The following is a 19,165-nucleotide window of genomic DNA, read 5'->3' as shown; positions in this document are numbered from 1 at the left end:
AAACTTATCAAAAATAGAAAGAAATGAGGTAAAACACTATGGAAATGAAATATGTCGTGCCAGATATGGCACAGTCTTTTGGAACTCTTGAATTTGCAGGCGAAAGTGAGCCAGTCTTTGAAAGAGATAAAAATAACCACAGGGTCTTAGCCAGACGAAGCTATAACCTTTATTCTGACGTACAAAAAGGCGAAAATGTTGTGGTAGAAATTCCCGTGCAGGCTGGCGAAAAGCATTTCAAGTATGAACAGAAAGTAAAACTTGTCAATCCGAAGTTATATGGCAGAGGTTACGCAATCGGGGATATGGGACATACCGATTATGTGTTGCTTGCTGATGATATTGTAGCAGTTGAAGAAAAGTAAAGGAGTGAAGAATTTATGAGATTATCAAACGGGTTTGTTATTGACAAAGAGAAAACATTTGGAGAATTAAAATTTACAGCGGTGCGAGATGTGTTCTTGCAGAATGAGGACGGGACACCGAGTACCCAGCTTAAAAAGCGTATCTATGATTTGAAGTGCAGTCTGCATGGTGGAATTATCCCCGTGTCCGTACCGCCAGAAGTACCGTTAAGGGAATTTCCGTACAATGCGGTTGTGGAGCTTGTCAATCCAGTAGCCGATACGGTATCAAGAAAAACCTATACGGGTGCAGATGTGGACTGGTATGTAAAGGCAGAGGATATTGTATTGAAGAATAAAAGCAACCAGAACGCAGGCAATACACAGAACCATACACCGCAGGGACAACCGAAAAAATAGACTTGCTGAATAGATTTTCGTTGTAGAGGATATACGGAACTGTTATAATATGGGTATGAAGAAAGCGACAAATTAAAATTTTTAGGGAGTGAGAATAGTATATGGACAGTTGGTTTACCGTCGAACAAATAGACCAAGATACATTCGTCATCAGCGAATACAAACACTGGGAAGAAACACATTGTTATCTATTGTGTGGGACAAAAAGAGCCATTCTGATTGATACAGGTTTAGGTGTTTCCAACATCAGAGAGGTTATTGATGGATTGACGAAACTGCCCGTTACAGTAATCACTACTCATGTTCATTGGGATCATATCGGTGGACATAAATATTTTCGGTCTATTGCAGTTCATGAAGCAGAAAAAGAATGGCTATCGGTCAAATTCCCTATACCTTTGCAAGTGGTAAAAAACAATATTATGTGCAATCCATGTGATTTCCCCTCGGATTTTAAGGTAGAGAAATATCAGATTTTTCAAGGGGTTCCGCAAATGATTTTACATGATGAAGATTGTATTGACTTAGGGAACAGAAAGTTGGTAGTTATTCACACGCCCGGTCATTCTCCCGGACATTGTTGTTTCTATGAAGCGGATAGAAAATATCTGTATTCCGGCGATTTGATATATAGCGGTTGCCTTGATGCTTTTTATCCATCAACAAACCCACAAGAATTTTGGAAGTCTGTTAGAAAAATTCAATCTTTAAAGATAAGTCGAATTTTGCCAGGACATCATCATTTATCTATTCCAGTTACTATAATTGACAAGATAGAGACAGCTTTTCACAACTTGTCAAATGAAGGGAAATTAAAACAAGGGAATGGTATATTCAGCTATGAGGGGGTTCAAATCCATATCTGAAATGCAATCTTAGTTTTACAATTTTATATCCCTACACACAAAGCAGTTAGTCTTATGATTGACTGCTTTTTTCATACCCAGAAAGGAGTGATTGATTTATGCGTATGATTTGGAACAAAGGACACCGTATCAGAGCCAGCGACAAGCACCTTGTCTATCATTTTTCCATAGAGACGCTTCTGTTTGTGTTCGTGGCAGTTCTCCTGCTACTGAATAGCAAACAGCTCATGCGTACCGACTGGGAACATTTCAGCTTATTAGACAATGGCTTTACGCTTTCCCTTTACAACTTCATAACCATACTGATAGCGACTGGTGTTTGTGCATTGGTCGCTTTTCTGTATTACCGCTTCTGTTACGACAGTTTCAAGAAGCTACTGCACCGTCAAAAGCTGGCAAGAATGATACTGGAAAATAAGTGGTATGAAGCCGATACCGTACAAGACAGCGGTTTTTTTACTGACCTGCAAAGCAGATCAAGGGAAAAAATCGTCTGGTTTCCAAAGATTTATTATCAAATGGAAAAAGGACTTCTTCATATCCGCTGTGAAATTACGCTGGGAAAATATCAAGACCAGCTTTTACGGTTGGAGGATAAGTTGGAAAGTGGCTTGTATTGTGAGCTGACCGACAAGACCCTGCATGACGGCTATATCGAATATACCCTGCTTTATGATATGATAGCGAACCGCATTACCATTGATGAAGTACGGGCAGAAAACGGTTGTCTTAGATTGATGAAAAATCTTGTCTGGGAATATGACGCACTCCCTCACGCTCTGATTGCTGGTGGGACTGGTGGCGGTAAAACCTATTTTCTGCTGACACTCATTGAAGCCTTACTGCATACAAACGCTGTCCTTTATATCTTAGACCCGAAAAATGCGGACTTAGCAGACTTGGGGACAGTTATGGGAAATGTGTATCACACGAAAGAAGAAATGATTGATTGCGTCAATGCCTTTTATGAGGGCATGGTACAGCGAAGTGAGAAAATGAAGCGACACCCGAACTATAAGACGGGCGAAAACTACGCCTATCTGGGACTGCCACCCTGCTTTCTTATCTTTGATGAATATGTGGCGTTTTTTGAAATGCTGGGGACAAAAGAAAGTGTGAGCCTACTTAGCCAGTTAAAGAAAATCGTTATGTTAGGACGACAAGCAGGTTATTTCCTTATCGTTGCCTGCCAGCGTCCAGATGCAAAGTATTTCTCGGACGGTATCAGAGATAATTTCAATTTCCGTGTAGGACTTGGGCGTATCAGCGAATTAGGTTACGGTATGCTGTTCGGTTCTGATGTGAAGAAACAGTTTTTCCAGAAACGTATCAAGGGGCGTGGCTATTGTGATGTGGGAACAAGCGTCATCAGTGAATTTTACACGCCTTTAGTCCCGAAAGGACATGATTTTTTACAGACTATCGGTTCTCTTGCACAAGCAAGGCAGGACGGGACGGCGACGTGCGAAGCGAAAGGCGACGGCACGGACTAGCCGTTGCTGGTGTGGCGTAAGCCACGCCAGCAGGTAAAACCCCTCGGTATCTAACAGAGGGGTACGTTTGCAAATAGACAATAGACGAAAAACACAGGAAACATAAGGCTTATCGCATGGTTTCCTAGCAAAAATCGGCTGTGAAGTCGCCTTAAAAAACTTCACACTTGACAGATTGGGGGTATGGTTCTGAATGAAGAACAATGGATAAAAGAATTACGGGAAAAACGGATTGCTTACGGTATCTCACAAGGCAGGCTGGCGGTGGCGTCTGGTATCACAAGAGAATATCTCAACAAGATAGAAAGCGGAAAAATGAAGCCGTCAAAGGAACTTCTGAATACTCTGCATAAAGAACTGGCAAAGTTCAATCCAGAAGCACCGCTTACCATGCTGTTTGATTATGTGAAAATTCGTTTTCCCACGCTGGATATACAGCACATCATCAAAGATATATTAAAACTGAATATCAACTATATGCTCCATGAAAATTACGGGCGTTACAGTTATACGGAGCATTACTCTTTAGGGGACATCTTTATCTATACGTCGGCTGACGAAGAAAAAGGTGTCCTTTTAGAGTTAAAGGGGCGTGGTTGCAGGCAGTTTGAAAGTTACCTGCTGGCACAGCAAAGAAGCTGGTATGACTTTCTTATGGACGCACTTATAGACGGTGGCGTGATGAAGCGTATCGACCTTGCTATCAACGACCATACGGGCATTTTGGATATTCCAGAGCTTGCGGAAAAATGCAGGAAACGGGAATATATCGGAAAGTCCAGAAGCTATAAGTTTTACCAGTCGGGCGAGCTTATCAAGCACAGAGAGGACGACAGAGAATATATGGGGCGTACCCTTTATCTTGGTTCACTGAAATCTGATGTGTATTTTTGTATCTATGAAAAGGACTATGAGCAGTACGTCAAGTTAGGGACACCTCTGGAAGAAGCCGACATTATCAACCGTTTTGAAATACGGCTTCGCAATGAACGAGCCTATTATGCGGTACGAGATTTACTGACCTATTATGACGCAGAACAGACCGCTTTTTCTATCATCAATCAGTATGTGCGGTTTGTTGATGAAGAACCCGACAAGCGAAAAAATGACTGGAAGCTCAATGACCGCTGGGCTTGGTTTATCGGCGATAACAGACAGAGCTTGAAGCTGACGACAAAACCAGAGCCTTACACCTTAGACCGCACATTGCGGTGGGTACAACGGCAGGTAGCACCGACCTTAAAAATGCTGAAAAAGATTGATAAGGGAAACGGTACAGACTACATGGAAACAATCGAACAGCAGGCAAAGCTCACAGAAAAGCATGAAATGATAATCAAACAGCAGACGACCCCTGCAAAAGATTTAGTAGAAAGTTAGGAGTGATAAAAAATGTGGGTATTATTAAAAGACTTCCTGCTGGTATCTATGGGAATGGGTATCGGCGTAGTCTTGATGTGTATTTTGAATGTCGGCAAAGAAGCTGACTATGAAATGGAACAATTAAAAGAAAGCGAGGACAATTAAATGAATTTCGGACAAAATTTATATCAATGGTTTTTATCAAACGCACAGAGCTTAGTGCTTATGGCGATTGTGGTTATCGGTATCTACTTAGGGTTCAAGCGTGAGTTTTCAAAGCTCATTGGCTTCTTGGTAGTTGCCTTGATTGCTGTCGGCTTGGTATTCAATGCCGGCGGTGTGAAAGATGTACTGTTAGAGCTGTTCAACAAGATTATCGGTGCATAAAATTTTATTGTAGTGCTAATATGTGAGTGATATAATATGGATATGAAGAAAACGACAAATATGAATTTGAACTTAGGAGGAAAACTATTGTGTCAAATATAAAACTAAGAAATACATATAAGTCTTATACAGCGATATTTGTAATTGGTATATTAGTAGGGTGTATATGTAGACTGTTAGATTATTTTCCCGCAGATACACTATGGAGTTTTTCATCACCTCAAACATTGTTTGGTTTTTGGATTATTACCAATACTATCATCGTTATGTTAAGCACCTCAAATATTTGTGCAGGAATTAGTTCGTTCTTGTATATGTTTGGAATGACATTAAGTTTTTATGCTTTACAAGCAATATTAGGAATGTTTATACCTATGTTTTCCGGCGGATTCCGCTTTGGGCTATTCATATTGTTTACTGTTTGGTCAATCGCTTGTGCAATAGCAGCATTTATTCTGTACTATTGGAATAGGGAACATATTTTTAGTTCAGTATTATATTCTTTACCAGTAGGAGCATTATTTGCTGAAACAATAGCAGTTTTTATTTATTTTTTGGAACATCAAACATTCCTATTTCAGTTGTTAATGGATATTATAGGAGCTGTTGTGTTTACCATAATATTTTTCAAAAAAGTAAACTATAGAAAAATGTATATTGTCGGAATTGTATTAAGTACTTTGGTATTTTATTATATTTTTCCATGGTAGTTTATATTGATAAATCCCAGTTTGACAATTTCATATCCATACACACAAAGCAGTTAGTCTTAGGATTGACTGCTTTTTTCTTACCTAAATTTTAGATTGGAGTGATGAAATGAGCGATATTTTTAAGGATATGCAGACGAAAGTCGGCTGTGATTATATTTCCGACCTGCCCTCTTACAAGCGTAAGGTGTGGCAGGAAATGAAACGACTGAACCCTGCCGATTATGAAGAAAGACAGTTAGAAGATTTTTCTAAATATGTGTTTGGTATGTCGTACCAGACCTTACAAGATGTGATGAAACAACAGAAAGGACGTGAGGAACAATGCAGGAAACAAGGGTGCTGGTGGAAACGAAAGGAACAACTGGCGAAGAAACAACATCATACTGGTTTGACCTGCCGATAGATGTTGCAGAGTTTGAAGAAAAGTTAGGTGTCGGTGCAGAAAGTGGGGATTACCGCATTATCGAAAAGGTACTGCCCTTTGCTGATGAAGTCCACGAACATACAAGCGTGTACCAGCTCAACGAATTAGATTTTATGTACCGCCAGCTTTCAAGCGATATGCAGGAAGAATATGTATCACTTCTTACCGTGTATGAAAATTTAGAAGCACTTTATATTTGCAGGAACGTGATTACGGTTTATCCCGACTGCAAAAGCATGATAGATGTTGCAAGGCAAAAGCTGATGAACGACCCGACATTTAAGCATTTATCCGAGGACTGTCAAGAATATTACTTTGACTTTGAAGCCTACGCTTCTCACTTGCAGGAACACGGGAAATTTTTAGTAACAGAACACGGTATCTTTGAACTGCCAGAGTAGGAAATGAGGTGGTGCTTATGATTGATGATATGGCGGTTTACATTGCTAATCTTGGCAAATACAATGAGGGCTATTTAGTCGGTGCTTGGTTCACGTTCCCCATTGACGAGGAAGATGTGAAAGAAAAAATCGGCTTGAATGAACAGTATGAGGAATACGCTATCCATGATACCGACAACTTCCCCATTGCGATTGGCGAGTATGTTTCCATTGAAGAACTCAATGAGATGTATGAAATGATAGAGGAACTTCCCGACTATATTGTAGAGTGTCTGGACGAATTTATCAGCCACTACGGGACGCTGGAAGAAGTCGTGGAACACAAGGACGATATTTATTATTATCCCGACTGTGAAACTATGACAGACGTTGCCTATTACTACATAGACGAATTGCAGGCACTTGGGGACATTCCACCCAGCTTACAGAATTACATTGACTATGAAGCCTACGGGCGAGATTTGGATATGGGCGGTTGCTTTATTGAAACAAGCCGAGGTATGTGCGAGATACCATATTAACGCTGGAAGATCAGCGACAAGCATTGTTGTTACTGACAGCGTATTTCTCTTTAAGGGACAGTCTGAAAATGGCTGTCCTTTTCTATTTAGAAACTTACGAAAGGAGCTGAAAGAACTTGAAAAAGATTAAATCTTATACGGGTATCTGGAACGTGGAAAAAGTCTTGTATGCAATCAATGACTTTAACTTACCCTTTCCCGTTACCTTTACACAGATTACATGGTTTGTGATTACGGAATTTCTCATTATTCTGTTTGGGGATATTCCCCCACTTTCCATGATTGAGGGAGCATTTCTCAAATACTTTGGTATTCCCGTTGCTCTCACATGGTTTATGTCGCAGAAAACCTTTGACGGAAAGAAGCCGTACAGCTTTTTGAAATCACAGATAACCTATGCCCTGCGACCGAAAATCACTTATGCAGGAAAAGCCGTAAAACTGCATAAGCAGATACTCAATGAAACAATCACGGCAGTAAGGAGTGTGAACTATGTTCCCGATAAAATATATTGACAATAACCTTGTCTGGAATAAGGACAATGAGGTGTTTGCTTATTATGAGCTGATACCATACAACTATTCTTTCCTATCCGCAGAGCAGAAATTTATCGTGCATGACAGTTTCCGACAGCTTATCGCACAGTCCCGTGAGGGAAAAATTCATGCGTTGCAGATTGCAACGGAAAGCTCAATACGAAGTATGCAGGAGCAGTCAAAGAAGCTGGTTACGGGGAAATTAAAGGAAGTTGCCTGCCAGAAGATAGACGAACAGACCGAAGCGTTAGTATCAATGATTGGGGACAATCAAGTGGACTACCGCTTTTTTCTTGGCTTTAAGCTCATGGTTACGGAAGAACAGCTCAATCTGAAGAACATCAAAAAATCGGCGTGGCTGACATTCAAGGAATTTCTCCATGAAGTGAACCACACGCTGATGAATGACTTTGTTTCCATGCCGAATGATGAAATCAACCGTTATATGAAAATGGAAAAGTTGCTGGAAAATAAAATCTCCCGTCGCTTTAAGGTGCGTCGCTTGGAAATCCATGATTTTGGGTATCTCATGGAACATCTTTACGGCAGGGACGGTATCGCCTATGAAGATTATGAGTACCAGCTACCAAAGAAGAAATTACAGAAAGAAACGCTGATAAAATACTACGACCTTATCCGTCCGACAAGGTGTGTGATTGAGGAAAGCCAGCGGTATTTGCGATTGGAACATGAGGACAGGGAAAGCTATGTGTCCTACTTTACCGTCAATGCGATTGTTGGCGAGCTTGATTTTCCGTCGTCTGAAATCTTCTATTTCCAGCAACAGCAATTCACATTCCCCGTTGATACTTCTATGAATGTAGAAATCGTGGAGAACCGTAAAGCATTAACAACCGTCCGCAACAAGAAAAAGGAATTGAAAGACCTTGACAATCACGCTTATCAAGCAGGAAGTGAAACAAGCTCAAATGTGGTGGACGCATTAGACAGCGTGGATGAGCTGGAAACGGACTTAGACCAGACAAAAGAAAGTATGTATAAGCTCTCTTATGTAGTGCGTGTATCGGCTGATGATTTGGACGAATTAAAACGCCGTTGTGATGAAGTCAAAGATTTTTACGACGACCTCAATGTAAAGCTGGTGCGTCCTGCTGGGGATATGCTGGGGCTTCATTCTGAATTTCTTCCTGCCAGCAAGCGATATATCAATGACTACGTGCAGTATGTAAAATCAGATTTCTTGGCAGGTCTTGGTTTTGGTGCGACCCAGCAGTTAGGGGAAACTACGGGTATCTATATGGGCTATTCCGTTGATACGGGAAGAAATGTGTACCTGCAACCGTCGTTAGCTTCGCAGGGTGTAAAAGGTACAGTAACAAACGCTCTTGCTTCTGCTTTTGTCGGTTCGCTTGGCGGTGGAAAGTCATTCTGCAACAATCTTCTGGTATATTATGCGGTGCTGTTTGGCGGTCAAGCAGTCATTTTAGACCCCAAAGCTGAGAGGGGCAACTGGAAAGAAACGCTCCCAGAAATCGCCCATGAAATCAATATCGTAAACCTTACCAGCGACAAGGACAATGCAGGACTTCTTGACCCGTTCGTGATTATGAAGAATGTAAAAGACGCTGAAAGTCTGGCAATCGACATCTTAACATTCCTTACGGGTATTTCCTCTAGGGACGGCGAAAAATTCCCTGTACTTCGTAAGGCGGTACGCTCCGTTACCCAGAGCGACAGTCGGGGCTTGCTCCATGTGATAGACGAGCTACGCCGTGAAGATACACCCATATCAAGAAATATCGCAGAACATATCGACAGCTTCACGGACTACGACTTTGCACACCTGCTGTTTTCAGACGGTACGGTGGAAAATGCAATCAGTCTGGATAACCAACTCAATATCATTCAAGTAGCGGACTTAGTATTACCAGATAAGGATACAACATTTGAGGAATACACGACCATTGAATTATTGTCGGTGTCTATGCTGATTGTGATTAGTACCTTTGCCCTTGATTTTATCCATTCAGACAGAAGCATTTTTAAGATTGTAGACCTTGACGAAGCGTGGGCGTTCTTAAATGTGGCACAAGGCGAAACTTTATCAAATAAGCTGGTGCGTGCTGGACGAGCTATGCAGGCAGGCGTCTATTTTGTTACACAATCTTCTGGCGACGTGTCAAAGGAAAGTCTGAAAAACAATATCGGCTTGAAGTTTGCCTTTCGTTCTACTGACATCAACGAGATAAAGCAGACCTTAGAATTTTTCGGTATCGACAAGGACGACGAGAACAACCAGAAACGCTTGCGTGATTTGGAGAACGGACAATGCTTATTGCAGGACTTATACGGGCGTGTCGGTGTGGTGCAGATACACCCAGTCTTTGAAGAACTGCTACACGCCTTTGATACCAGACCGCCCGTACAGAGAAATGAGGTGGAGTGATGAAAGAAAGGATAAAAGGTGCGTTCACAAAAAGGAAGATACTTCACTTTCTCAAAATGGCTCTGTTTGTCGTGGCACTCTCCCTTATCCTGCTCTCACTTCTGGGGACGGTGGCTCATGCGACGGGGCTTGTGGACGATACCATAAACGCAGAAAATCTTTACTCAAAATATCCGCTGTCGAATTACCAGCTTGATTTTTATGTGGATAATAGCTGGTCGTGGTTGCCATGGAACTGGCTGGACGGTATCGGAAAATCGGTGCAGTACGGACTTTACTGCATTACCAATTTTGTCTGGACGATAAGCCTTTATTTAAGCAATGCTACGGGCTATGTGGTGCAGGAAGCATACAAACTTGATTTTATTAACGATATGGCAGACAGTATCGGACAAAGCATACAGACCCTTGCAGGCGTTACCGAGAACGGCTTTTCTTCTACGGGCTTCTATGTCGGTTTCCTGCTTCTCATTATCTTAATAGTGGGACTTTATGTTGCCTATACGGGACTTATCAAACGCGAAACCAGCAAGGCACTTCACGCTGTTATTAACTTTGTGGTGGTGTTCGTGTTGTCCGCTTCCTTTATTGCCTACGCTCCCGATTACATCAAGAAGATAAATGAATTTTCATCAGACATCAGTACCGCTTCTTTGGACTTGGGAACAAAAATCATGCTCCCCAACTCTGACAGCGAGGGCAAGGACAGCGTGGACTTGATACGGGACAGCTTGTTTTCCATTCAAGTGGAACAGCCGTGGCTCTTGCTTCAATTTGGTAACAGCAACGCAGAGGAAATCGGGACAGACCGTGTAGAAGCTCTGGTATCAGTAAGTCCAGAGGACGAGGACGGCAAGACCAGAGAGGAAGTCGTGAAAACAGAAATCGAGGACAATGACAACAACAATCTGACGATACCGCAGGTCGTAAACCGTTTAGGTATGGTGTTCTTCCTGCTATTCTTTAACTTAGGTATCACGATATTTGTATTCTTGCTTACGGGTATGATGTTGTTCAGCCAGATACTCTTTATTATCTTTGCAATGTTTTTACCTATCAGCTTTCTACTTTCCATGATACCGAGCTATGAAAGCATGGCAAAGCAGGCAATCGTGAGGGTATTTAATACCATAATGACACGGGCAGGAATAACGCTCATTGTAACGGTGGCGTTCAGCATTTCCAGTATGTTTTATAACATCTCCACAGACTACCCGTTCTTTATGGTGGCGTTCTTGCAGATAGTGTGTTTTGCTGGTATCTATATGAAACTGGGCGACTTAATGAGTATGTTCTCACTTAATGCTGGCGACAGTCAAAACATGGGACGAAGAATTTTCCGCAGACCGTATCTGTTTATGCGACATAGGGCTAGGCGTATGGAACACCGTATTGCAAGGGCGGTAAGTGCTGGCGGTATTTCGGGTGGTGTGGCTGGTGCGGTAGCTGGAAGTGCCGTTGCTGGCAAGAGAGCCGAAAGAAAAAATACGGCTTCTAAAGAAAATCGGGGCAATACCACTTCCAGCATGGGACAGCGTGCAGGCTCAAAGGTGGGTGCTGTCTTAGATACGAAAAATAAAGTGAAAGACAAGGCTAACGCTGTCAAAGAGAATATCAAGGATATGCCGACACAGACCGCTTATGCGGTGTATTCCGCAAAGGAAAAGGCAAAGTCCAGCGTATCAGACTTCAAGCGTGGCATGGTGCAGGAACAGCAGTCCAGACAGACGGGACGCTTGGAAAAGCAGGAACAGCATAGACAGAATATCGCTGACAAACGTATGGAGCTTCAAAAGGCACAAGAAGCAAGACAAAGAAAGACGGACGGATCAGCGACAACGGGAGCTACCCGTCCCCATGAGCGACCAGCCACAGCTTCAACCATTCCAAAGCCGAGTGCGGAAAAAATGCAGGAAGTGAAACGTCCTGCCACAGCGACCACTTCAAAAGCAAGTGAACCAGTCAAGACAAATGTTGTGAAAGAGCGTCCGTTATCTTCTGGTGCTTCTGATAAGAAAGCGACCCAGCCTGCACAGCCAGTACATAGGCAGAATGTAGAAAAAGTAGTATCGCAGGAAACACGCCAGAATTACAAAGCAGAGCGTACTACAAAGAAACAGACCTTTGAACAATCAAAGCGTACAACGGAACATACCGAAAAGAACCGTAACCTTGTAACGAAGAAAGGACAGAAGAAAAAATGAAACTGAAACATATCGCTCTTATTGGCAGTCTGTTTCCTATCCTCTTTTCCATAGTCCTTTTCTTTGGTGTCCTCATTAGTGCGGACAGCGACGACGAGAACAGCAACTTTTCTTCTGGCATTACGGGTATGAATTTATCCGCAGAAGTCTTGAAACATCAGCCTATGGTGGAAAAATACGCCAGAGAAAACGGTATCTCCGAGTATGTCAACGTGCTACTGGCTATCATTCAAGTAGAAAGTGGCGGTACGGCAGAAGATGTTATGCAGAGTTCAGAAAGTCTTGGTTTACCGCCCAACTCTTTAGATACGGAAAGCTCAATCAAGCAGGGGTGTAAGTATTTTGCGTCCCTGCTTTCTTCCTGTAAAAATCAAGGTATCGACGATTTGAATGTAGCGATACAGTCCTATAACTATGGCGGTGGTTATGTGGGATATGTGGCAGGAAAAGGAAAGAAACACACCTTTAACCTTGCAGAGAGCTTCGCCCGTGAGAAATCGGGTGGAAAGAAAGTAACCTACACCAACCCGATAGCCGTTGCGAAGAACGGGGGTTGGCGGTATCAGTATGGCAATCAATTTTACGTCGAATTAGTCAATCAGTATTTAACTGTTCCGCAGGTATCGGGAGAGCTGGCACAAAAGGTCATGAATGAAGCGTTAAAATATCAAGGCTGGAAATATGTGTATGGCGGTAGCAATCCCAACACTTCTTTTGACTGTTCGGGACTGACGCAATGGTGCTATGGAAAAGCTGGTATCTCCTTACCGAGAACCGCACAAGCACAGTATGACGCAACCCAACATCTTCCACTTTCGCAGGCAAAGGCTGGGGACTTGGTATTTTTCCATTCTACCTATAACGCTGGAAGTTATGTAACACACGTCGGTATTCTTGTTTCGCCGACACAGATGTACCACGCAGGCGACCCGATAGGATATGCAGACCTAAGTAGTAGTTACTGGCAACAGCACTTAATCGGTGCAGGACGAGTAAAACAATAGAAAGTGAGGATTTCATCATGTTTAGAAAGAATAAGAAACAGACAGAAACTATCAAAGAACCCAAAGAAAAAAAGGTGCGTACTTTCAAGGTAGGCACACATAAAAAATCCGTGATTGCATTGTGGGTGGTGCTTATCGCAAGCGTGAGCTTTGGGGCGTATAAGAATTTTACGGCTATCGACCAGCACACGACCCATGAAAAAGAAATCATAGAGCTTCGCTTGCAGGACACCAACGGGATAGAAAATTTTGTGAAGAACTTTGCAAAGCCCTACTACACATGGAGTAACAGCAAAGAAGCGATTGAAGCAAGGACGCAGGCAATCAGCGGTTATCTGACAAAGGAATTGCAGGACTTGAATGTGGATACCATTAGAACCGATATACCGACCAGCTCCACAGTTACAGATGTGATTGTATGGAGTATTGAACAGTCGGGAACGGACACTTTTTCTGCTACCTACGAAGTGGATCAGCAGATAAAAGAGGGAGAACAGACAAGCAATGTGAAAGCAACCTATACCGTAAAAGTCCATGTAGACGCTGACGGGGATATGGTAATCGTTCAGAACCCTACCCTTGCACCAGCAATCGAGAAATCAGATTATGAGCCTAAGACACCAGAAGCAAATGCAAGTGTAGACGCTGATACCGTCAATGACGCTACTGCATTTCTTGAAACATTCTTTAAGCTGTACCCGACAGCCACAGAAAAAGAGCTTGCCTACTATGTATCGGGAAATGTGCTTGAGCCTATCGGCAGGGACTACATTTATGCTGAACTGGTAAACCCTATCTTTACAAAGGACGGGGACAATGTGAAAGTCAAAGTTGCTGTGAAATTCCTTGATAATCAGACAAAGGCTACACAAATATCGCAGTATGAACTTGTGCTACATAAGGATAGCAACTGGAAGATTGTAGGATAATAAAATATGGAAAGTTTGCTTGACATTCTTTACTTGCAGGAGTATCATAAGATTAGAAAAGGAAAGCAAACTTTCCATTTGTTCAAGAAAGGGGTATGTTGTGAAAAATCGTTTAGAAGAATTACGAAAACAAAGAGGTATTAAACAAGAAGATTTAGCGACTGCTCTTGAAGTATCTCGTCAAACAATAGGCTCTTTAGAAAATGGACGCTACAATCCCTCTATTATCTTAGCTTTTAAAATTGCAAGGTACTTTCAAATGAGTATTGAAGAAATATTTATTTATGAGGAGGAAAGCAAATGAAACATAAGATACAAAAAGTTGAATTATTTATCGGTGTAATAATCTTTTTAGGTGGTTTACTAACTTATGGTTTAGGCGTACACCAACTATTGCCCGTACCTCGTCCAGATTTGGTTGTCTATGGTACAACGCTTATTGGAATAATATTGATTTTTATGGGTTGTGATATATTCAGTAAGCCAACAAAAGAAATGCAAATATTAGAAAATGATGAAAGAAATATCGCAATTACTAATGCTTCTCTTGCGAATGCTTATAAAGTAACACTTACATTATTGGTTCTTGTATTATTTGCTCTTGTCTTTATGGGATATATGAGTAAAGTTGTGTTTTTTTCGATAGCAGGAGTTATTGCTATCGGACAAATTACATGGGTTATAACAGCTCGTTATTTAGATAAAAATACGTCTTAATTCTTCAAGTATTTTTAGTTTTTCCTTCTCCATAACTACGCCCCATTCTTTTTTTGTATAGTAATATTGTATCATTAAGAATCACAAATCACAAGTGATTTGTGATTAATCACTTGTGATTTGTGATAAGTGATTTGTGATTAATATATAAAAGCCCTCTTTAAAGGGCTTTTATGTTTATTTTGAAAAAGAGATAAAATCAATATATCCCTTTTCCCCAATTTTTACAACGGCATTGTAGGGCTTTTTCTCTTTGTTTTTGATTCCTTTTACCAGGGTTTCTTTTCCCTCCAGTAATTCTTTTACATTCGTTTTGGTTAGTTTTTTCTTTCTAAAATGTTCAGCTAAAGTAAACTTACATTCAGGATAATTTGAACAACCATAAAACGATTTTTTTAATACAATATTGTTGCCACACTTAGGACATTTTCCTACAAGGGGTCCCGAGCGCTTAGTGGGAATTTGTACCCCTTATCGATACAAATTCCCCGTAGGCGCTAGGGACCTCTTTAGCTTCTTGGAAGCTGTCAGTAGTATATCTAATAATTTATCTCCATTCCCTTTAGTAACGTGTAACTTTCCAAATTTAAAAAAGCGACTCATAGAATTATTTCCTCCCGTTAAATAATAGATAACTATTAAAAATAGACAATACTTGCTCATAAGTAACGGTACTTAAATTGTTTACTTTGGCGTGTTTCATTGCTTGATGAAACTGATTTTTAGTAAACAGTTGACGATATTCTCGATTGACCCATTTTGAAACAAAGTACGTATATAGCTTCCAATATTTATCTGGAACATCTGTGGTATGGCGGGTAAGTTTTATTAAGACACTGTTTACTTTTGGTTTAGGATGAAAGCATTCCGCTGGCAGCTTAAGCAATTGCTGAATCGAGACTTGAGTGTGCAAGAGCAACCCTAGTGTTCGGTGAATATCCAAGGTACGCTTGTAGAATCCTTCTTCAACAATCAGATAGATGTCAGACGCATGGCTTTCAAAAACCACTTTTTTAATAATTTGTGTGCTTAAATGGTAAGGAATACTCCCAACAATTTTATACCTCTGTTTGTTAGGGAATTGAAACTGTAGAATATCTTGGTGAATTAAAGTGACACGAATGTTCAGTTTTAATTTTTCTGACGATAAGTTGAATAGATGACTGTCTAATTCAATAGACGTTACCTGTTTACTTATTTTAGCCAGTTTCGTCGTTAAATGCCCTTTACCTGTTCCAATTTCGTAAACGGTATCGGTTTCTTTTAAATTCAATTGTTTTATTATTTGGTTGAGTACTTTTTCACTCGTTAAAAAGTTTTGAGAATATTTTATATTTTTGTTCATGTAATCACTCCTGAAGTGATTACATCTGTAAATAAATACAGAAGTTAAACGATTTGTTTGTAATTTTAGTTATCTGTTTAAAAAGTCATAAGATTAGTCACTGGTAGGAATTAATCTAACGTATTTATTTATCTGTGTAATCACTGTTTTTAGTCTGTTTCAAAACAGTAGATGTTTTATCTACATTACGCATTTGGAATACCAACATGACGAATCCCTCCTTCTTAATTACAAATTTTTAGCATCTAATTTAACTTCAATTCCTATTATACACAAAATTTTAAGATACTGCAATATCAACACACTCTTAAGTTTGCTTCTAAGTCTTATTTCCATAACTTCTTTTACGTTTCCGCCATTCTTTGCTGTTTCGATTTTTATGATATGGTGCAAGTCAGCACGAACACGAACCGTCTTATCTCCCATTATATCTTTTTTTGCACTGATTGGTGTATCATTTCGTTTTTCTTTTTGTGCGCCTAAATTTCCCACAATCACTCACTTCTTTCTATTTCTTCTTATTCTTATTTTATCATCAACAATCACAAATCACTTGTGATTTGTGATAAGTGATTTGTGATAAGTGATTTGTGATTAATATATAAAAGCCCTCTTTAAAGGGCTTTTATGTTTATTTTGAGAAAGATATAAAATCAATATATCCCTTTTCCCCAATTTTTACAACGGCATTGTAGGGCTTTTTCTCTTTGTTTTTGATTCCTTTTACCAGGGTTTCTTTTCCCTCCAGTAATTCTTTTACATTCGTTTTGGTTAGTTTTTTCTTTCTAAAATGTTCAGCTAAAGTAAACTTACATTCAGGATAATTTGAACAACCATAAAACGATTTTTTTAATACAGAAAATGTAGTCTTTTGAAAGGTGGAATTAACAATGAAGAAAAAATTATCATTTATCATTGAGATTATTATAGGTATAATCTTTATATGTTTTGGATATTTCGTTATTGATACTGATTATTACGCTACACTTTTTTACGCAATGGGGTTCGGTTTAGCTTTTGCTTCTGGTGTTCAATTATTGAAAATTTGTTATTATGAAATGCCAAAAAATAAAGAAAAATTACAAAATATAAATAGAGAAAATCACATCAATAATGTTGATGAAAGAAAAATATTTTTAAGAATGAAAGCTGGTTCTTTAGTATATCAGTTAATGACTTTCGTGTACTTGTTTGTTGCTTTTGTACTTGCGTTACTTCATATTGAAGCATGGATTATAGGCATTATATTTGGTTTATTCCTACTGCAAACATTTTTAGGGATTATTCTATATAAGCATTTTGAAAAACATTTCTAAAACATTCAGTAAATTGTGACGAGGTAATACTATGATAGGACTTAAAAAACGAGATATTAAAAAAGCATTGAAAGCTGGTGCAAAAGCTGGCGGTGTGTCATTAGCTGATGTTCGAGCTGATATTGAAGCGACGATTGATGAAGCTATGAACAGCACCGACCCAGAAGTGCAGGAGAATTTCAGAAAGTATTTTGGAAATAAACGCCCTACTCCAGAAGAATATATTTACAAGATTACAAAAAAGACAAAAGTTTAATAGAAATCAAGTGCTGTAAGGGGGCTTGTGTCATGGAAAGTTTTAAGCATAATCTTATACGGTCATACACTACCTAACAGCATTTTATTAACAACTGAATATCTCACAGCTTTAATAGCTCGTACAGACTATATGTTTTGTGCGGGCTTTTTTTGTACCCGAAAAAATTTTTTCATTTTTTTTCAAAATCATGCAACAAATCACACCTTGCTGTACAGATATGGTGCGGAAAGAGGGATAAACACTTTTCACGTCATAACGGAAAGGGGGTGTGATGATATGAAACCGTCGGACTTCCAAAAGACAATACAATGTCAATTTGACTGCAAGCTCAAACGTGTAGTGAAAGGCATTGTCCGTAATTATCGCAAAGAATTAAAGCGACGAAGAAATAAGGAAATTTCCTATTGTGAACTTCCAGAAATCGTCGTAGAAAAGCTGGCAGTCTGGGACGAATACGAAAGCGATTATACCGCCTTTGATGTATGTGGTATTGAGGTTCGTGTCCTTGATGATGATTTAGCAGAAGCGATTAAGTATCTGTCTGAAAAAGACAGAGAAATCTTGTTGATGTATTTCTTCTTAGGCATGAGCGATACAGAAATCGGCGACAGATTAAAGATTAACCGTTCAACGTCGTTCCGCAGTAGGAAGAACTCACTTGAAGAAATCAAGAAAAAATTAAAGGAGAACATGAATGATGAATAACACACGCCCGTCATTTTACCTTATTTCGTCGGCTGTGGACGGCAACGTAAATGCGATTGAAAAGATACTGGCGTTGTATGACCCGTACATATCAAAATGTTGTTTGCGTCCGTTCTACGACAAATATGGTAATGTCTGCATAGTCGTAGACATGGAATTAAAAGGACGTATCAGAGAAGCACTTATCAAAATGATTTTGGACTTTGATATTCCTTTAGAAACCGAAGAATAACAAGCAGTAACCGCAGAGCATGATTTGTTCAATCCCCTCTTTCCTGCTCTGCCCCTGCTTTTACATGAAAGCAACACGCTTTCGCCACAGCTCTTTGACAACTGAATAAAGCAGACAGATACGTTTGTGAGATAGCGAGCCACGGGGACTGTACGCCACGACCTTTTCAAAAGAAAGCGAGCGACCCACGCAGTGATCCGAGAGCGACTGTTGGAAAAGTCGTTTTGCCACGACCTATCCTCACAGAATAATGATACGTCCGCATGGTGCGGTTCTGCCCACAAGAATGGGAATAGTTGAGATACTAACGGAGCTTTCCAAAGCCGTCTGCCTGCTTGTAAAAAATGACACACAGTAAAGGGGGTGCATAGATTATGAACAATACTGATGTGCCTATCTGGGAAAAATATACGCTGACGATTGAAGAAGCGTCCAAATACTTCCGCATTGGCGAAAAGAAATTGCGTAAATTAGCCGAAGAAAATATTGACGCTGGCTGGGTTATCGTGAACGGTAACCGTATTCAGATTAAGCGAAAACAATTTGAAAAAATCATAGATACATTGGACGAAATCTAATG

General features: G+C 40.2%; 27 protein-coding genes and 1 pseudogene. 23 read left to right on the top strand and 5 right to left on the bottom strand.

Going from position 1 to position 19,165, the window contains the following annotated elements:
* Positions 1-38 precede the first annotated feature (38 nt).
* From LC508_RS17840 to LC508_RS17755, 18 genes are all read left to right on the top strand, one after another.
* Positions 39-365, top strand: a complete 327-nt coding sequence (locus LC508_RS17840) for a YdcP family protein (protein ID WP_049143648.1) — start codon at positions 39-41, stop codon at positions 363-365.
* A gap of 15 nt (positions 366-380) precedes the next feature.
* Complete coding sequence (locus tag LC508_RS17835; RefSeq protein WP_008687119.1) at positions 381-764, top strand: YdcP family protein; 384 nt, start codon at positions 381-383, stop codon at positions 762-764.
* Positions 765-865: 101 nt separating this feature from the next.
* On the top strand, positions 866-1,630 hold the full coding sequence (locus tag LC508_RS17830; protein ID WP_049143647.1) for an MBL fold metallo-hydrolase: 765 nt from the start codon (positions 866-868) through the stop codon (positions 1,628-1,630).
* A gap of 98 nt (positions 1,631-1,728) precedes the next feature.
* The gene (locus tag LC508_RS17825) at positions 1,729-3,123 is read left to right on the top strand and encodes an FtsK/SpoIIIE domain-containing protein (protein ID WP_008792582.1); all 1,395 of its coding nucleotides are present in this window, start codon (positions 1,729-1,731) and stop codon (positions 3,121-3,123) included.
* 183 nt (positions 3,124-3,306) lie between these two features.
* Entirely contained in the window at positions 3,307-4,503 is a 1,197-nt protein-coding gene (mobT, locus tag LC508_RS17820; RefSeq protein ID WP_008787615.1) for a MobT family relaxase, read from the top strand.
* Positions 4,504-4,515: 12 nt separating this feature from the next.
* Positions 4,516-4,650 carry a DUF3789 domain-containing protein gene (locus LC508_RS17815; protein ID WP_017143882.1) on the top strand — a complete coding sequence of 45 codons (135 nt, stop codon included), beginning with the start codon at positions 4,516-4,518 and terminating at the stop codon, positions 4,648-4,650.
* Complete coding sequence (locus LC508_RS17810) at positions 4,651-4,872, top strand: hypothetical protein (protein ID WP_002323342.1); 222 nt, start codon at positions 4,651-4,653, stop codon at positions 4,870-4,872.
* Positions 4,873-4,961: 89 nt separating this feature from the next.
* The gene (locus tag LC508_RS17805) at positions 4,962-5,582 is read left to right on the top strand and encodes a hypothetical protein (protein WP_008787617.1); all 621 of its coding nucleotides are present in this window, start codon (positions 4,962-4,964) and stop codon (positions 5,580-5,582) included.
* A 109-nt stretch (positions 5,583-5,691) separates the two neighbouring features.
* Positions 5,692-5,988 carry a hypothetical protein gene (locus LC508_RS17800; protein WP_008787618.1) on the top strand — a complete coding sequence of 99 codons (297 nt, stop codon included), beginning with the start codon at positions 5,692-5,694 and terminating at the stop codon, positions 5,986-5,988.
* On the top strand, positions 5,907-6,410 hold the full coding sequence (locus tag LC508_RS17795) for an antirestriction protein ArdA (RefSeq protein ID WP_008787619.1): 504 nt from the start codon (positions 5,907-5,909) through the stop codon (positions 6,408-6,410). The genes LC508_RS17800 and LC508_RS17795 overlap by 82 nt, the downstream gene beginning before the upstream one ends.
* A gap of 17 nt (positions 6,411-6,427) precedes the next feature.
* A complete protein-coding gene (locus LC508_RS17790) occupies positions 6,428-6,931 on the top strand; it encodes an antirestriction protein ArdA (RefSeq protein ID WP_002323345.1) in 504 nt (167 codons plus the stop codon).
* Between the two features lie 116 nt (positions 6,932-7,047).
* Positions 7,048-7,446 (top strand): conjugal transfer protein, encoded by a 399-nt coding sequence (locus tag LC508_RS17785; RefSeq protein ID WP_009243016.1) that lies wholly within the window; start codon positions 7,048-7,050, stop codon positions 7,444-7,446.
* A complete protein-coding gene (tcpF, locus tag LC508_RS17780; RefSeq protein WP_008787620.1) occupies positions 7,424-9,874 on the top strand; it encodes a conjugal transfer ATPase TcpF in 2,451 nt (816 codons plus the stop codon). Before LC508_RS17785 ends, tcpF begins: the two co-directional genes overlap by 23 nt.
* Positions 9,874-12,078, top strand: coding sequence for a CD3337/EF1877 family mobilome membrane protein (locus LC508_RS17775; protein ID WP_008787621.1), 2,205 nt, complete (start codon positions 9,874-9,876; stop codon positions 12,076-12,078). Before tcpF ends, LC508_RS17775 begins: the two co-directional genes overlap by 1 nt.
* Positions 12,075-13,082: a bifunctional lytic transglycosylase/C40 family peptidase gene (locus tag LC508_RS17770; RefSeq protein WP_008787622.1), complete on the top strand. Its 1,008-nt coding sequence runs from the start codon at positions 12,075-12,077 to the stop codon at positions 13,080-13,082. The genes LC508_RS17775 and LC508_RS17770 overlap by 4 nt, the downstream gene beginning before the upstream one ends.
* Positions 13,083-13,099: 17 nt before the next feature.
* The gene (locus LC508_RS17765; RefSeq protein ID WP_008787623.1) at positions 13,100-14,011 is read left to right on the top strand and encodes a conjugal transfer protein; all 912 of its coding nucleotides are present in this window, start codon (positions 13,100-13,102) and stop codon (positions 14,009-14,011) included.
* Positions 14,012-14,111: 100 nt separating this feature from the next.
* Positions 14,112-14,315: a helix-turn-helix transcriptional regulator gene (locus tag LC508_RS17760; RefSeq protein WP_008787624.1), complete on the top strand. Its 204-nt coding sequence runs from the start codon at positions 14,112-14,114 to the stop codon at positions 14,313-14,315.
* The gene (locus LC508_RS17755; RefSeq protein WP_008787625.1) at positions 14,312-14,728 is read left to right on the top strand and encodes a hypothetical protein; all 417 of its coding nucleotides are present in this window, start codon (positions 14,312-14,314) and stop codon (positions 14,726-14,728) included. Before LC508_RS17760 ends, LC508_RS17755 begins: the two co-directional genes overlap by 4 nt.
* 177 nt (positions 14,729-14,905) lie before the next feature.
* Here LC508_RS17755 and LC508_RS17750 read toward each other — a convergent pair whose 3' ends face one another.
* The 5 genes and pseudogenes from LC508_RS17750 to LC508_RS17730 all read right to left on the bottom strand — a co-directional run bounded on the left by LC508_RS17750 (position 14,906) and on the right by LC508_RS17730 (position 16,989).
* Positions 14,906-15,190 (bottom strand): topoisomerase C-terminal repeat-containing protein, encoded by a 285-nt coding sequence (locus LC508_RS17750; protein ID WP_002326770.1) that lies wholly within the window; start codon positions 15,188-15,190, stop codon positions 14,906-14,908.
* Between the two features lie 145 nt (positions 15,191-15,335).
* Positions 15,336-16,073 carry a 23S rRNA (adenine(2058)-N(6))-methyltransferase Erm(B) gene (gene erm(B), locus LC508_RS17745; RefSeq protein ID WP_001038792.1) on the bottom strand — a complete coding sequence of 246 codons (738 nt, stop codon included), beginning with the start codon at positions 16,071-16,073 and terminating at the stop codon, positions 15,336-15,338.
* Between the two features lie 124 nt (positions 16,074-16,197).
* A complete protein-coding gene (locus LC508_RS17740; RefSeq protein ID WP_001865637.1) occupies positions 16,198-16,281 on the bottom strand; it encodes a 23S rRNA methyltransferase attenuation leader peptide in 84 nt (27 codons plus the stop codon).
* Positions 16,282-16,329: 48 nt separating this feature from the next.
* Positions 16,330-16,499 (bottom strand): annotated as a pseudogene (locus tag LC508_RS28855) (MLS leader peptide).
* Between the two features lie 205 nt (positions 16,500-16,704).
* A complete protein-coding gene (locus LC508_RS17730) occupies positions 16,705-16,989 on the bottom strand; it encodes a topoisomerase C-terminal repeat-containing protein (protein WP_008787627.1) in 285 nt (94 codons plus the stop codon).
* Here LC508_RS17730 and LC508_RS17725 point away from each other — a divergent pair.
* The 5 genes from LC508_RS17725 (at position 16,964) to LC508_RS17705 (ending at position 19,163) form a co-directional block, all read left to right on the top strand.
* The gene (locus LC508_RS17725; protein WP_008787628.1) at positions 16,964-17,389 is read left to right on the top strand and encodes a hypothetical protein; all 426 of its coding nucleotides are present in this window, start codon (positions 16,964-16,966) and stop codon (positions 17,387-17,389) included. The genes LC508_RS17730 and LC508_RS17725 overlap by 26 nt on opposite strands.
* 31 nt (positions 17,390-17,420) lie before the next feature.
* Complete coding sequence (locus tag LC508_RS17720) at positions 17,421-17,645, top strand: hypothetical protein (RefSeq protein WP_008787629.1); 225 nt, start codon at positions 17,421-17,423, stop codon at positions 17,643-17,645.
* 279 nt (positions 17,646-17,924) lie between these two features.
* Positions 17,925-18,353, top strand: a complete 429-nt coding sequence (locus LC508_RS17715; RefSeq protein WP_008787630.1) for an RNA polymerase sigma factor — start codon at positions 17,925-17,927, stop codon at positions 18,351-18,353.
* A complete protein-coding gene (locus LC508_RS17710; protein ID WP_025487352.1) occupies positions 18,346-18,585 on the top strand; it encodes a helix-turn-helix domain-containing protein in 240 nt (79 codons plus the stop codon). Before LC508_RS17715 ends, LC508_RS17710 begins: the two co-directional genes overlap by 8 nt.
* A 374-nt stretch (positions 18,586-18,959) precedes the next feature.
* A complete protein-coding gene (locus tag LC508_RS17705) occupies positions 18,960-19,163 on the top strand; it encodes an excisionase (RefSeq protein ID WP_004613735.1) in 204 nt (67 codons plus the stop codon).
* Positions 19,164-19,165: the final 2 nt, after the last annotated feature.

Origin of the sequence: Blautia parvula (assembly GCF_020215665.1) — a bacterium.
Taxonomy (GTDB): Bacteria; Bacillota; Clostridia; order Lachnospirales; family Lachnospiraceae; genus Blautia; species Blautia celeris.
This window is presented reverse-complemented; position numbering and strand designations above follow the sequence as displayed.